Genomic DNA, 13,145 nt, shown 5'->3' on the forward strand with positions numbered 1-13,145 from the left:
GGGGTTAGGTCGTCTCTATTACAACTAAGTCTTGATACACTCACAACTTAATTTTAAACATCGCTTCTAAAGATTAAGACTCACGGAAGGGTGCCTGTATTAAATCAATATCTTCTTTGCAGCGCCGCCGTAATACTTGTTGCGCAATTCGTGAACCTGCTCGTCGCGGATGTAGTCGTCAAAGGGCATCATCCGGTCGATTACACCGCCGGGGGTAATTTCCACAATGCGGTTTGCGATGGACGAGATGAATTCGTGGTCGTGCGAGTTGAACAGCACCACTCCCGGAAAGGCGATGAGCGCCTCGTTCAAACTGGTAATCGCTTCCAAGTCAAGGTGATTGGTCGGTTCATCCATAATCAGCACATTGGCACCGGAAAGCATCAGCTTACTGAGCATACAGCGTACCTTTTCCCCTCCGGAAAGCACCTTGACGGGTTTCAGCGACTCATCACCGGTAAAGAGCATCCGCCCCAAAAAGCCGCGCACATAGGCTTCGTCCTGTTCGGTGGAAAACTGCCGCAGCCAGTCGGTAATGTTCAAATCGGTTTCAAAGTAGCTGGAATTGTCCTTGGCTAAATACGCCTGCGTAACGGTCTGTCCCCAATACACATCGCCTGAATCGGCAGTTTTAACACCGGCGATAATATCGAAAAATGCCGATTTTGAGTTATGCTCCTGCCCGACAAAGGCGATTTTATCCGTGCGGTTCACGGTCAAGCTGAAATCCTTGAGCAGCACGATACCCTTGCCGGAACCTTCTTCCTTAGAGGTATAGTTGAGCTTTTCTACGCGGACAACGTTATTGCCGATTTCTCTATCCGGTTTAAAGTGGACATACGGAAATTTCCGGGTGGTAACTTCCAGTTCTTCCAGCGCAAGTTTGTCGTACACTTTTTTGCGGCTGGTTGCCTGCCGGCTTTTTGCCGCGTTAGAAGCAAACCGTAGGATAAATTCGCGCAGGTCTTTCATCTTTTCTTCGCGCTTTTTCTGCTGGTCGCGTGCTTGTCGCTGCATAATCTGACTCATCTGATACCAGAAGTCGTAGTTACCGCTGTACATACGGATTTTGCCAAAGTCGATATCGCAGATATGCGTACACACGGTGTTCAGAAAGTGTCGGTCGTGCGATACCACGATCACCGTATTCGGGAATTCAATTAAAAACTCCTCCAGCCAGCTGATGGATTCAAGGTCGAGACCGTTCGTCGGTTCGTCTAATAAGAGGATATCGGGATTGCCGAACAGCGCCTGCGCCAGCAGTACCCGCACCTTCTGGCTTTCGTCAAGCTCGCTCATCATACGCTCGTGGTTTGCTTCTTCCAAACCGAGTCCGGAGAGCATCTGTTCTACCTGATTTTCCGCCTCCCAGCCGCCCATGTCGGCAAACTCACCTTCAAGCTCCGAGGCGCGGATACCGTCCGCTTCGCTGAAATCTTCCTTTTCGTAAATGGTTTCCCGCTCTTTCATAATCTTGTAGAGCTGCGGGTAGCCCATGTATACGGTGTCTTTGACGGAATACTCATCAAACGCAAAGTGATCCTGCCGCAGTACCGCCATCCGTTCACCCGGCGTAATGCTGATTTCTCCGCTATCGTGTTCCAATTCGCCTGAAAGCAGCTTGAGGAATGTTGACTTGCCTGCTCCATTCGCTCCGATAATGCCGTAGCAGTTCCCGGGGGTAAATTTTAAATTGACATCTTTAAAAAGAGGTTTTTCCGAAAATTTTAAACTAACATCGCTTACTGTAATCATAAAGGTCAGTATAGCCTAAAAGAAAAAAAGAGTGAACGGGATGGATGAATAAACGCATCAGGTCGTTTTTTAACACCCCCACGGAAAAACTGAGACTATTCGACCAGAACTGCCAAGGATGGCATCGCTAAACAATGTACATCCTTGTACATTGTTTAGCTTCGAGTTTTTCTGATGAAAAACTCGATACTGTTTGGAACCACTGACTTCCTGTCAGTGCAGTGATGTTTTGTGCACGCACAAAACTCGCCTTCAACTGTTGTACACGGATGTACAACAGTTGAAGATGGTTCAAATGGTCTCACAGTCTCAGTTTTTCCGCGGTTTTTATCTAGTCTACCTGATGCGTTTATCCATTTGTGGGAAAAATGTGGGAAAAATGTGCGAAATTTTATTTCCTTAAAATGCAACAGTTGAACAAAATATGAATTTTGGAAACTGTTGCATTCGTGCGCGAAAAGCGCACATATCAATACGCAAGTTTTCGAAAGAAAACTTGACGGTTAAGGTGAGCGGCGTCATTGTAGACGCTCACCTTATACCTATGAAATTTCGCACAGAAGGGCTGTTACGGATTATGGGTTTCTGCAAGTACCTGTCGGTAAACCTCCACGATTTTTTTTGTCATCGTTTGATAATTGTCTTGCAATGCGGCTGAGTTTATTTCCTCTTTGAGCGTTTTACCGTCCTTAGTATGTTGTTTTTTATCATAGATGTTGTGCAGAATGTTAACGAATGCGGCCGAATCTTTAAAAGCGAAGCCTGTTACTCCTTCGATATATTGATCTTCATTTTCTTCGTCATACAGATGAATTACAGGTATGCCGCAGGCAATTGCTTCCAAAGCCGAAACCGAATGGTTTTCCGAAAGCGAGGTCATAATGTATGCATCACATAAGTGGTAATAGTATTTGATATTCTCATGCAGTACGGCACCGGTAAAGATAACCGAATGGGTAAGGCCATAATCTTTTGCCTGCTGTTCAAGCTCTGCTCTAGCAGGACCGTTTCCGATTATAAATAATTTAGCATTCGGCATTCCGTCTACAAAGTATTTCCAATATTCTAATGTGAGTGAAAGATTTTTTTCCGCAGCAAGTCTTCCACAAAAACAGGCGATAAAATCATCAGGTTTAATGGCATACTGGATTTTAAGATTCTGAATGACATCCTGATTGAGCGTATCTTCGGCAAAATCGGTGGTAATACATGCATTGGGAATTTTATAAATCGGTGTTATTACTTTGCATTGCTTTAAAAAATCTTCCAGTTTTGTCGATGCACAGATAACCGCTTTAGCGGCATTGGTATACCGTAAAATACCATGGTCGATAAAATCTTTTACCGCTTTAAGATTTTGCAATGCACCGAAATAGTGAATATAATCGTAATACATACTATGGCAGGTATATACAATCGGTATATTGAGTTTACGTCCTGCATACAAGGCGAACAGTCCTTGGCTGAATTCATGGTGAATATGAATAATATCGGGATTCCATTCTTTTAGCAACCTTAATCTGGTTCTACTACGCGGGTAAGAAACGGAATAATTGTAAAGATTGTGCAATTTTACGGCAGGGCTGTATAAAATACCGTCAGTAATATGGTGATGCTTTGTATTCGCATCAGGCTTAACGATAAGAACCTCATGCCCCAATTCAATTAAACCTTTTCTCAGCGCTTCGATATGATATACGGCGCCGTTAATTTCCGGAAGATAACACTCGGTGATAATAGCAATTCGCATACTGGTAACCTTTATAAGTATGACTTTAATCCTATCACGGTAAGACGGTAAAAGCAAGCATCAAATCAGAACTTCAAAACAACTATGATATTTTGTAAGAACGTGCCGGTATACATCTAAGGGCTTTTGATCTATCTGTTGATATGCGCAGTGGACATCTTTCTTTGTTTTATCTATTATTACTTACCAAATATCTCTCAGGGTTAAAAAATGAAACGTTTTATCATTATTCTATTACTATTGTTAACACCTGCCGTATTTTGTTTTGCAGATACGCCTTATGCGTTATTTGTGGAAAATGACCATTGGATTTATGATGCAATGCATATCCTTTCGGTTGAATCGCGGCAGACAACGCTTGCAGACCGTCAACCGCTTTCTAAGGGTGAGCTTGCCGAATATTTTTCTACTTTTAAAAATGCTGCTATACCGCAGGCGAGTGAACCGCTATACCGTATGATGCAGGGATATTTTTCAGGGCATTCGTTTTTATTTACTCGTAAATATTTTACATTTGATGTGAACGGCATTTTTGCGCTGCAGGGGCAATATGTACACAATCGTGAAAACGAACCTCGGCTTGATAGTTTTTTGCGGTATAATAGAACACCCGCTGTTGTTTCCATCCCGATGCATCTGATGTTTACCCGGTATGTTGATTTTTTTGCTAACCTCAGCTTAAAGAAGAATTATTGGGCAGCGGAATTGTCCTATCCGTATACAAATCTGCCCTTAGAAGGGAATGCCTTTGATGCGTCCTTTCCTACGCAGGCGGGACTGAGCCTTGGAAATTACTTTTTTAATTTTACCATCGGACGCGGAGCTTTGAATATCGGCAGGTCACTAGCGGGTAGTATGCTGCTTGCAGATACCGTAGACCGAATGGATTATATAACTGCCTCATTCTTTTATAAGAAAGTGCGATTAGCACTGAATGTATTGGAATTGGCCCCCACTCGATTTGTATTCTCCCACGAAGCTTCGTTCCGCCCAATTAATTGGATTACGCTTCGCTTTTACGAAGGCATCGTACTTAATGCTCCGTTTGATCCTAAATACTTAAACCCGATGATGATTTTTCATAATTTTTTCGGCTGGCGAGAGAAGACTTTTAATGCAAATGCTTCTGAAGAATCCGGAAAATCAAGCATCGGCTGCCAATTCGGTATCGGTTTAGATGTGGTCCCCATACGAGGTTTGCGGCTATATGGTCAATACGGTCAAAATCAATTTCAAACATCATTTGAGCTGAAAAACTATCCGGCCGCTCGGAATATTCCTAACAGCCTCGGCGGTTTAGCCGGTGTTGAGTATATCCATCCGTTCAGCTTTGGACATCTTTCGGTAACGGGAGAGTTTTTATACGCGAATCCATGGATGTATATTATGGAGAATAAATATATCAGTTTGTACCACCGCCGAAAAGATACCGTTGCAGGTAAGGGAATGACGAACTCATATATCCGGCAATGGGTTGCAAATCCTTATGGACCGGACACCATGGGGGCTTTTTTGCAGGTTTCTCTAACGGAGCTGCAAAAGTACCGCGCAAAGCTTGGTTATCGTTTTTTGGTAAAAGGAGAAAACGAGGATAATTTTTTTGATCCCAGCAAAGAAAAACCAGGAAAGCCGGGTGTCTATTACCCTGATGCCGATCACTATGAAGCCATAGCGCAGGCAAAGACTCCTTCCGGGAATCCGGCATACTTCCATACGATTTCGGTGGAAGGTTCGTATCGGGTGATTAAACAGCTTGAACTGAATGCAGGGCTGAACTGGACAATTGTATCCGGTAGAAAGAAGGGACACGCAGTGGATATTTATTCTTCGGTTAAATATACGATACGGTAAAGTCTCCTTATATGGTATGTTCCTGCTTGAGCATATTGCCGATTTCTGGTAATTTCGTGAAATACTATAGAAATCATTATGAAAAAACGAGGTTATGATGAAAAAGATTTTGTGCGTTGGGCTTTTGTTTGCTGCACTATATATGAATATAGGCGCCCAGGTCGCAGTCAATGTGTTTGATCCCTTTTATGAGGATTTGTCGATATGGGAGGGCTGCGGTTTAATTAATGATGCCCCCAATATTCGGCCATATCCTTTGCAAGAAATACAACGTATCTTACAAATTGTTATTGATACAGGCGATGCCGGTCAGCGGCGGCGGGCGCAAGAATATTATAACCGCTTTTTCGGAAGAGTATTTCATTTCGGCGGGCTGGCTGAAGTAGCGGTAAAAGCGCCCCAAAAGCAGTATGAATTAAATTTGGCTCCCTTTATAGATATTAATTATTCATTGCATAGACTTTTTACGATTTCCGGAAGGGTGAGTGTTTTCCTAACAAATAAGCTTTTTTCCCAGGCGCTGACTCCGCTCTTTCAATATTCAAAATATGATCTTGCGGATGACGGCGTCTTTGCCGGCAAATTTCTGGTACTGCCGGTATTTAACACAGGGATTGCTTTTGGTACTCCTCAGTATTATGTTACTGCCGGTATTGCACGTACCAATCATGGTCCATTTTACGATAACAGCCTCTTTGTCGGATCTCAAGCAATGCATCAAGGGCAATTTACCTTTGTTGTCAATAAAGAAAAATGGACATATAATCAAGCACTACTTACGTTAACCGCAACAAGTGACCGCGGCGATAGCCGTAGCCGTAAGCCGGGTAAGTTTTTAGCAATCCATTCATTGAATATACGCCCGCTGCCATGGCTTTCATTTGGGATTGTTGATACGATTATTTATGGTAACCGGTTTGAGCCTATTTACTTACTTCCTTTCTCAGCATTTTTTGTCAGTCAAGGGTTGTATGCCTTTCCCGATAACAGCCTTATAGGCGGAACTTTTACGATTAAACCGGTCAAGGGTTTACGATTAGACGGAGCTCTCTATGCTGATGACCTCGGATTTAACGAAATTGTTAAGTTCAAAAAAGATGCAAAATGGCGTATGTCGGGGCAATTCGGAGTAAGCTATACCATGCCGAAGACACATTGGTTTTCTTTTGTCGATTTGAATTATACCTTTGTATTCCCCTATACATATACGCATTTTGATGGTTCTACTATAAGCGCACCGAATTATCAGAATTATACCCATAATGGAGTTCCTATCGGTAGTAATTTAGAACCTAATTCGGATAGAATCCTGTTGAAACTCAAGTTTAAACCGCTGTATGGTTTGGATGTTAATGTATCAAATACGTTTATCCGCCATGCAAACGTAAATGAAAGCATTACTGATATTGCTATTCTAAAAGACTATGTATCAAAGGAATACACAACTGACGGATCTACGCACAACCATGCAACGATAACAAATGATACAGGTGCAATACACCACGCATTCCTCTATTCCAATCCCTTTATGCGCCAGCAAACCATCCAATACGTGAATCAGCTTGCATTGGACGTCAGCTGCCATTTGCCGATTCTAAAGTCCGGCGGGTATATGCTGTTTAAATTCGGCTATGTGTTCGAAGCAAACATCAACCCGGGTGTAGGGCAAAGTATCTATAAAGCAACTCAAAAAAACTGGTATGGCAAAAAGCTGAGCGACATTACTGACTCGGATGGCAATGTGGGAGAAGCAGCTGTCCGGGCAGAAGCCGCCAGACAGCTTGCAGACTGGCGTGCCAAAGCTATCGGGAAACAGTTCAACCACTATATTCGGTTAAGCGCAGAGTTTGCGTATTAAATATCTATCAGTTTTCCGCTCCGAAAGGATTCGGTACATTTACCGGCAATAACGGATACCGCCGTACCGTCATATACGGAGACGGACGGTTTCCGCTTTGAGCGGATGCAGTCTACAAATGCTTCCATTTCGTGCAGATAAGCCTGTGCAAACCGCTCCTGAAAATTCTCCGAACACTCTTTGCGGACACCGTACCGGTCAAGAATTTCAACCAAGTTTTTTTGAGGCACGGAAGCGATTCGCAGCGTTGCCTTCGTTCCGATAATTTCCGTTTCGACGTTATACCCGTGCGGTGCGGTTCTACCGGCAAAGAGGAAGGCCATTGCATCGTTTTTAAACTTCATTAAGCAGGAGACATTATCACCGTCTTCATACTGAGCAAATTCGGGATACGCATAACAACCGCCAACCGCATAGACCGAAACAGGTTCGCTTGAAAGCATCCAACGGGCAAGGTCGATATCGTGAGAAGACATATCATAGAATTCGCCGCCGCTGTGCGGAGCAAACGCAATCGCGCCGTCAATACAGCTGATCGGATCCTGACTATAAGAGCGGAACAGTATCGGCCGGCCGATCTCGCCTGCATCGATTTTTTCTTTTGCATAGCGGTAGGATTCATCAAAACGGCGCATAAACCCAAGCATAAACACTGCGTCGGGATGGGCTTCTACCGCTTTTTCCGCAAGGCGGCATTCTTCAAGGCTGGTGCCAAGCGGTTTTTCACAAAACACGTGCTTACCGCGCTCCAAAGCCTGCGCAATCTGCGTACAGTGGAGAGCCGATGGGGAAACAATCGCTACCGCATCAAGCTCCTCAACGGCAAGCATTTCTTCAAAAGACGTACAGTAATGGCGGACACCGAGTTCTTTCCCAACCCGATGCAGTTTTTCGGTATCGATGTCGCACAAAGCGACCAGTTCCGCGCCCGGAATTCTTGTTGCAATATTTTTTGCGTGTTCGAGTCCTAAGCGACCTAAACCGACTGAACCTATCCGTATCTTGTTCATTTATTTTTTCCCCTTATTTTTCCGCATATCGACGATAACTGCCGCTACGATAATGACGCCTTCGGCAATCTGCTGCCAATAGGAGCTGACCGACAAAAGCGTTAACCCGTTTCTCAGTACGGAAATAAGCAATGCTCCGATAACTGCGCCCCAAATAGTGCCGATGCCGCCGGTATGACTGGTACCGCCGACCGTCGTTGCAGCAATTGCCGTCAACTCATAGCCGGTTGCGGCGGAAGGATGCATACTGCCCGCCCGTCCTGCATACACAATAGCTGCAACACCGGCAAGCAATCCGCAATAAGCATAGATGATAATCAGCGTTTTATTCACATTTACGCCGGAAATTTCCGCAGCCCGTTTATTCCCGCCGAGTGCATAGACAGCCTTGCCGAACTTGGTATTATGCAGCAGTATCCACGAAATGATAATCATCACAACATACACCAGTACCGCAACCGGAATATATCCGAAAAGCTTGCCCTGTCCGATTACATCAAAGCCGGACAGCAAATTGCTGATCGGCGTGCCGCCCGTATAGACAAGCACAAGACCGCGCGCAACGGTGTACATACCGAGCGTTGCAATAAACGGCGGGATGCGCGTTGCCGAAATAAGCCATCCGTTCAGCGCACCTGAAGCGGCGCCTACCGATAAGGCCGCAAGGATGGGAACAATAAGCGGCATTTGAGGTAAGTTCGGAAAATAGCGCGGTACAGCTCCTGCGACCTGCCCGATGCTTGCCATAATACAGCCCGCCAATGCGAGCACCGAACCGACGGAAAGATCAATTCCCTGTGAGGTGATGACAAAGGTCATACCGAGCGCCAAAATACCGTAAATGGCCGTTTGGCTCAGTACATTAAAAATATTTGTTAAACCTAAGAATCTCGGATTTAATATCGAGATAACAATAATCATCAGAATGAGCACCAGTACGATACCATAGGTTTGTACCAGCGCCTTTAACGTTTTTATATCAAAGCGGCTTGTTCCTGCTCCAGCCATATCTTTATTCCTCCTCGTAATTATCAGTATGTTTTTTAAACCGCCAAGTCCGCTTTGTTTGAAGCATAGGCCATAATAGTATCCTGTGTAAGATTTTTATTTTCGAGGATACCGGTAACATGTCCTTCCGCAACGACGACAATTCTATCGCTCATACCGAGTATTTCAGGCATTTCGGAGGAAACCATGATGATGGCTTTTCCTTGTCCTGCAAGCATACTGATAAAACGGTGAATTTCGGCCTTTGCACCGACGTCAATTCCCCGCGTCGGTTCATCAAGAAACAAAATATCCGGCTCGGTTAAAAGCCATCGAGCGATGAGTACCTTTTGTTGATTTCCTCCCGATAAAAATTGAATTTGCTGTCCGACACCGGGTGTCTTAATTTCTATCGACCGCACATATTCACTACAATCTTTTAAAATATTCTTTTTATTTAAAAGACCGAAACGGTTGATATAGTGGTTGATGTTGGATATTACGATATTGTCGCTTACCGGCAATACCGGGAAGATACCTGAAAGCCGCCGATCTTCGGTAAGAAGCGCTATCTTATGTTTAATTGCATCACGGGGATTTTTAATCTGAACCGGTTTACCGTTTATTTTGACCGTTCCCGCTACAGCGCGGCGGATACCGAAGATGGTTTCGATAATTTCAGTTCTTCCGGCTCCCACTAAACCCGCAAGACCTAAAATTTCTCCCTTCCGCAACGAAAAAGAAACATCGGTAAAATGCCGCCCGTCACTTAAACCTTCTACCGAAAGGATCTCATCTCCGATCGGACAGGGAATTTTGGGAAACATTGTATCCACCGGCCGCCCGACCATTTCGGTTATCATCTGTTCCATCGGTAAATCTTTCGCTGCATGAGACGCGATAAAATGACCGTCGCGGAAGATACTGACGGTATCCGCAATTTGCGCAATTTCATCCAGCTTATGCGTAATGTAGATAATGCTTTTATCTTCGCTTTTAAGCTTTCTTATAACGGAAAAAAGTTGATCCCGCTCCCGATCCGTTAAGGCGGAAGTCGGTTCATCCATAATGATAAGCTTTGCGTCATAGGAAACCGCTTTTGCAATTTCTACCATCTGCATCTTTGCCACCGTTAAAGTTCCAACCTTCGTCTTAGGATCTTCTTGCAGATGCACCTGTTCCAGCACAGCTTTGGTCATTTCATACATTTTTTTATGATTGACCAAACCGGTTCGATAAAGCGGCTCCCTTCCAAGCCAGATATTTTCCATAATCGGCCGTTCGGCTACGGGGGAAAGTTCCTGATGGATCATAGATATCCCCCACGAAAGCGCTTCCGCTGTCGTGTAGTACTGCGGAAGCTGCCTGCCGTCAAAGATAATCTCGCCCGAACTCACCGGTTGAATACCGATAAGACATTTCATCAATGTCGATTTTCCGGCGCCGTTTTCTCCCATTAGGGCATGGACTTCCCCGCGTTTTACATCGAGATGTACGGAATCCAACGCACGCACACCCGGAAAAAGCTTCGAAATATTCTTCATTTGTAAAATATAATTGCCGTCACTCATCCGTACACCCTCCATAAATGATCTGCCTCGTAAAATAAACCGGCTCTTTAGAGACGTTTTATTTCAATAACGGGGAATCCTTATCAACCAATTGGAACGGCACCCACGTTATTTTATCGGGGCTACCACCCTTTATCTTTGATGTAATAACCTTTGCAGCGCCGCCTCCTTGTCCGTTTGCATCCTGAAATACCGTTGCCGCCATCAACCCTTCGCGTACGGCATTCCGCCCGTCAAGCGTTGCATCTACACCGAGAACCAAAACATCTTTTCTATTTCCTGCTTCCAACGCTTTAATAGCGCCGAGAGCCATTTCGTCGTTGTTTGCCAATATCGCATTCAACTTATTTCCGTATGTCGTAATCCAGTTTTCGGTAACGGTAACCGCTTGGTCGCGCTGCCAGTTTGCCGTTTGTTCGGCAAGTACGGTAATTTCGGGGTATTTTGAAGCGAGCACTTCTTTATTACCCTCAGTCCGCTTTAATGCGCCCTCATTTCCGAGGATACCGACCAGAATTGCAACGCCGCCTTTTCCTTGCAGCAGCTCTCCAACCCGCTCACCTTGAAGCCGCCCTGCAACAATCTCCTGCGATCCGACATAGTACACACCGTCAGGCATACTATCTTCTTTACCGGCAAAAGGATTTCGGTTGACATAGCAGAGCGGAATACCGGCATTGCGCGCCGCATTGGTGATGGCATCCATTGAACTGGTATCTACCGGTACGACAATTAATCCCTTAACGCCCTTCGCAATAAAGCTGTTTACCTGATCCTGCTGCTTGATGGTGTCCTCGGTTGCATCGTTAACCTCAATCTGGCCGCCCGCTTCGGTAATAGTTTCCTTTGCAGCCTCCAGAATATAAGTCTGGAAAGTATCATTGAGATTATTGATACAATAACCGACCGTAAAGCCGTTTTTCTTCGTATCGGATGCCTGAGGCGCGTCAGCCTCTTTCTTTGCGCATCCCAACAACATTGCGGCCACTGCCGTAACATACAACATTCGCTTTGCAAAAGTTTTCATCTTTTCCTCCTAATGTTTCCGCCGATTTGATAAAATCCGCGTACATTTCGCCGATTCATTTTTATATAAACCGGCATTTTTAGATACGTATATGTTAATAGTAGCATTGAAAAATAGCGCCGTCAAGAAAAATATTTATAAAATACTCAAAATATACCCATTTTATTGTTAAATATAACAAACTATTGATAAAATATTTCCTTGCAGAAGAGAGGACAAGAACTTTGATGTTTTGTTTAGCTATTGCACTGGAAGGCGTAATGAATTTAATTATAATGCATAATTCATCAGTTAGGAGGGTACTGAGGAATTATGCATTGCGATTTTTCTTATATTTCTTTTTTTATATTCCTGCATGTTCGCGGATAAAGCGGCGTGCCTTTACCGCATATTCAAACGGATTGGCAAGAGCCGGATCCTGCTCGGCTTCGACAAGGAACCATCCTTCGTACTTATGCTCTGCAAGGACTGCAAAAGCCGTGTCGAAGTCAATCGAACCGTCGCCCGGGACGGTAAACGCGCCGAGCCGGACACCTTGCAGAAAGCTCAAATGTTCATCCTTTACTTTTTTAACAATTGCAGGGCGAATATCTTTAAGATGCACATGCTTAATACGATCGGCGTACTTTTTCAAAATTGCAATGTGATCCTCACCCGAATACACCAGATGTCCGGTATCATACAGCAGATACACTAACGACGGATCAGTTTCGGCCATCATCCTATCGATTTCCGCCGTTGTCTGTACAACCGTCCCCATGTGATGATGATAAACAACCTTCATACCCTTTTCCTGTGCAAGAGCGCCCAGTTTGTTTAACCCTTCGCAAAGCAGCTTCCATTCGGCGTCATTCATACAGTGCTTTTTTTCAAATATAGGCATATCCTGCTGTCCCTGAATACTGTGCCCCTGTTCCGACACGACAATAACCTTTGCCCCCATCGCATGTAAAAAGTCGCGGTGCTTTTTGAACGCCTCTGCCGTTTCTTCAAAAGGCTTCGTTGTCAAAAAAGCACTGAACCACGCGCTTGCAACCTCAAGATTGCGTATTCCAAGGTATTTTTTTAAAACGGCCGGATCACGCGGATATTTATTACCGATTTCCGTTCCTGCATACCCTGCCAATGCAGCCTCGCTGATGCACTGTTCAAATGAATTTTCCTTGCCTAAATCGGGCATATCATCATTTGTCCATGCGATCGGCGCAATACCGAGCCGAATTTTCTTTGCATCAAACATAATCTTTTCTCCTTATACTTATATATTAGTATTTTTAGGGCGACTTTTTGCGATACAATCGCAAAAAACAGGCTTTTCGGGGTTCCGCCTTTCGGC

General features: G+C 44.5%; 9 protein-coding genes. 2 read left to right on the forward strand and 7 right to left on the reverse strand.

What is annotated here, in order from left to right:
- Positions 1 to 99 precede the first annotated feature (99 nt).
- Positions 100 to 1,755 carry an ABC-F family ATP-binding cassette domain-containing protein gene (locus tag HGH47_RS04285; protein ID WP_432910574.1) on the reverse strand — a complete coding sequence of 552 codons (1,656 nt, stop codon included), beginning with the start codon at positions 1,753 to 1,755 and terminating at the stop codon, positions 100 to 102.
- A gap of 568 nt (positions 1,756 to 2,323) precedes the next feature.
- On the reverse strand, positions 2,324 to 3,505 hold the full coding sequence (locus HGH47_RS04290; RefSeq protein WP_432910577.1) for a glycosyltransferase: 1,182 nt from the start codon (positions 3,503 to 3,505) through the stop codon (positions 2,324 to 2,326).
- Positions 3,506 to 3,715: 210 nt separating this feature from the next.
- Here HGH47_RS04290 and HGH47_RS04295 point away from each other — a divergent pair, with 210 nt between their 5' ends.
- Entirely contained in the window at positions 3,716 to 5,356 is a 1,641-nt protein-coding gene (locus HGH47_RS04295) for a hypothetical protein (RefSeq protein WP_432910580.1), read from the forward strand.
- Positions 5,357 to 5,453: 97 nt separating this feature from the next.
- Positions 5,454 to 7,214, forward strand: a complete 1,761-nt coding sequence (locus HGH47_RS04300; RefSeq protein WP_432910583.1) for a hypothetical protein — start codon at positions 5,454 to 5,456, stop codon at positions 7,212 to 7,214.
- Here HGH47_RS04300 and iolG read toward each other — a convergent pair.
- The 5 genes from iolG to iolE all read right to left on the reverse strand — a co-directional run bounded on the left by iolG (position 7,211) and on the right by iolE (position 13,049).
- Positions 7,211 to 8,224 (reverse strand): inositol 2-dehydrogenase, encoded by a 1,014-nt coding sequence (iolG, locus tag HGH47_RS04305; protein ID WP_253675867.1) that lies wholly within the window; start codon positions 8,222 to 8,224, stop codon positions 7,211 to 7,213. The two genes, HGH47_RS04300 and iolG, sit on opposite strands and share 4 nt — an antisense overlap.
- Complete coding sequence (locus HGH47_RS04310; RefSeq protein WP_253675868.1) at positions 8,225 to 9,232, reverse strand: ABC transporter permease; 1,008 nt, start codon at positions 9,230 to 9,232, stop codon at positions 8,225 to 8,227. It abuts the gene before it with no gap.
- 35 nt (positions 9,233 to 9,267) lie between these two features.
- Positions 9,268 to 10,782: a sugar ABC transporter ATP-binding protein gene (locus HGH47_RS04315; protein WP_253675869.1), complete on the reverse strand. Its 1,515-nt coding sequence runs from the start codon at positions 10,780 to 10,782 to the stop codon at positions 9,268 to 9,270.
- Positions 10,783 to 10,840: 58 nt separating this feature from the next.
- Positions 10,841 to 11,809, reverse strand: coding sequence for a substrate-binding domain-containing protein (locus HGH47_RS04320; RefSeq protein WP_432910587.1), 969 nt, complete (start codon positions 11,807 to 11,809; stop codon positions 10,841 to 10,843).
- Positions 11,810 to 12,152: 343 nt separating this feature from the next.
- Positions 12,153 to 13,049 (reverse strand): myo-inosose-2 dehydratase, encoded by an 897-nt coding sequence (iolE, locus tag HGH47_RS04325; protein ID WP_432910589.1) that lies wholly within the window; start codon positions 13,047 to 13,049, stop codon positions 12,153 to 12,155.
- Positions 13,050 to 13,145: the final 96 nt, after the last annotated feature.

Origin of the sequence: Treponema sp. OMZ 805 (assembly GCF_050937395.1) — a bacterium.
Taxonomy (GTDB): Bacteria; Spirochaetota; Spirochaetia; order Treponematales; family Treponemataceae; genus Treponema.

What these genes read in the sequence shown, in the direction of transcription:
- HGH47_RS04285 (WP_432910574.1), bottom strand. Translation starts at nt 1,755, where the DNA reads ATGATTACAGTAAGCGATGTTAGTTTAAAATTTTCGGAAAAACCTCTT.
- HGH47_RS04290 (WP_432910577.1), bottom strand. Translation starts at nt 3,505, where the DNA reads ATGCGAATTGCTATTATCACCGAGTGTTATCTTCCGGAAATTAACGGC.
- HGH47_RS04295 (WP_432910580.1), top strand. Translation starts at nt 3,716, where the DNA reads ATGAAACGTTTTATCATTATTCTATTACTATTGTTAACACCTGCCGTA.
- HGH47_RS04300 (WP_432910583.1), top strand. Translation starts at nt 5,454, where the DNA reads ATGAAAAAGATTTTGTGCGTTGGGCTTTTGTTTGCTGCACTATATATG.
- iolG (WP_253675867.1), bottom strand. Translation starts at nt 8,224, where the DNA reads ATGAACAAGATACGGATAGGTTCAGTCGGTTTAGGTCGCTTAGGACTC.
- HGH47_RS04310 (WP_253675868.1), bottom strand. Translation starts at nt 9,232, where the DNA reads ATGGCTGGAGCAGGAACAAGCCGCTTTGATATAAAAACGTTAAAGGCG.
- HGH47_RS04315 (WP_253675869.1), bottom strand. Translation starts at nt 10,782, where the DNA reads ATGAGTGACGGCAATTATATTTTACAAATGAAGAATATTTCGAAGCTT.
- HGH47_RS04320 (WP_432910587.1), bottom strand. Translation starts at nt 11,809, where the DNA reads ATGAAAACTTTTGCAAAGCGAATGTTGTATGTTACGGCAGTGGCCGCA.
- iolE (WP_432910589.1), bottom strand. Translation starts at nt 13,049, where the DNA reads ATGTTTGATGCAAAGAAAATTCGGCTCGGTATTGCGCCGATCGCATGG.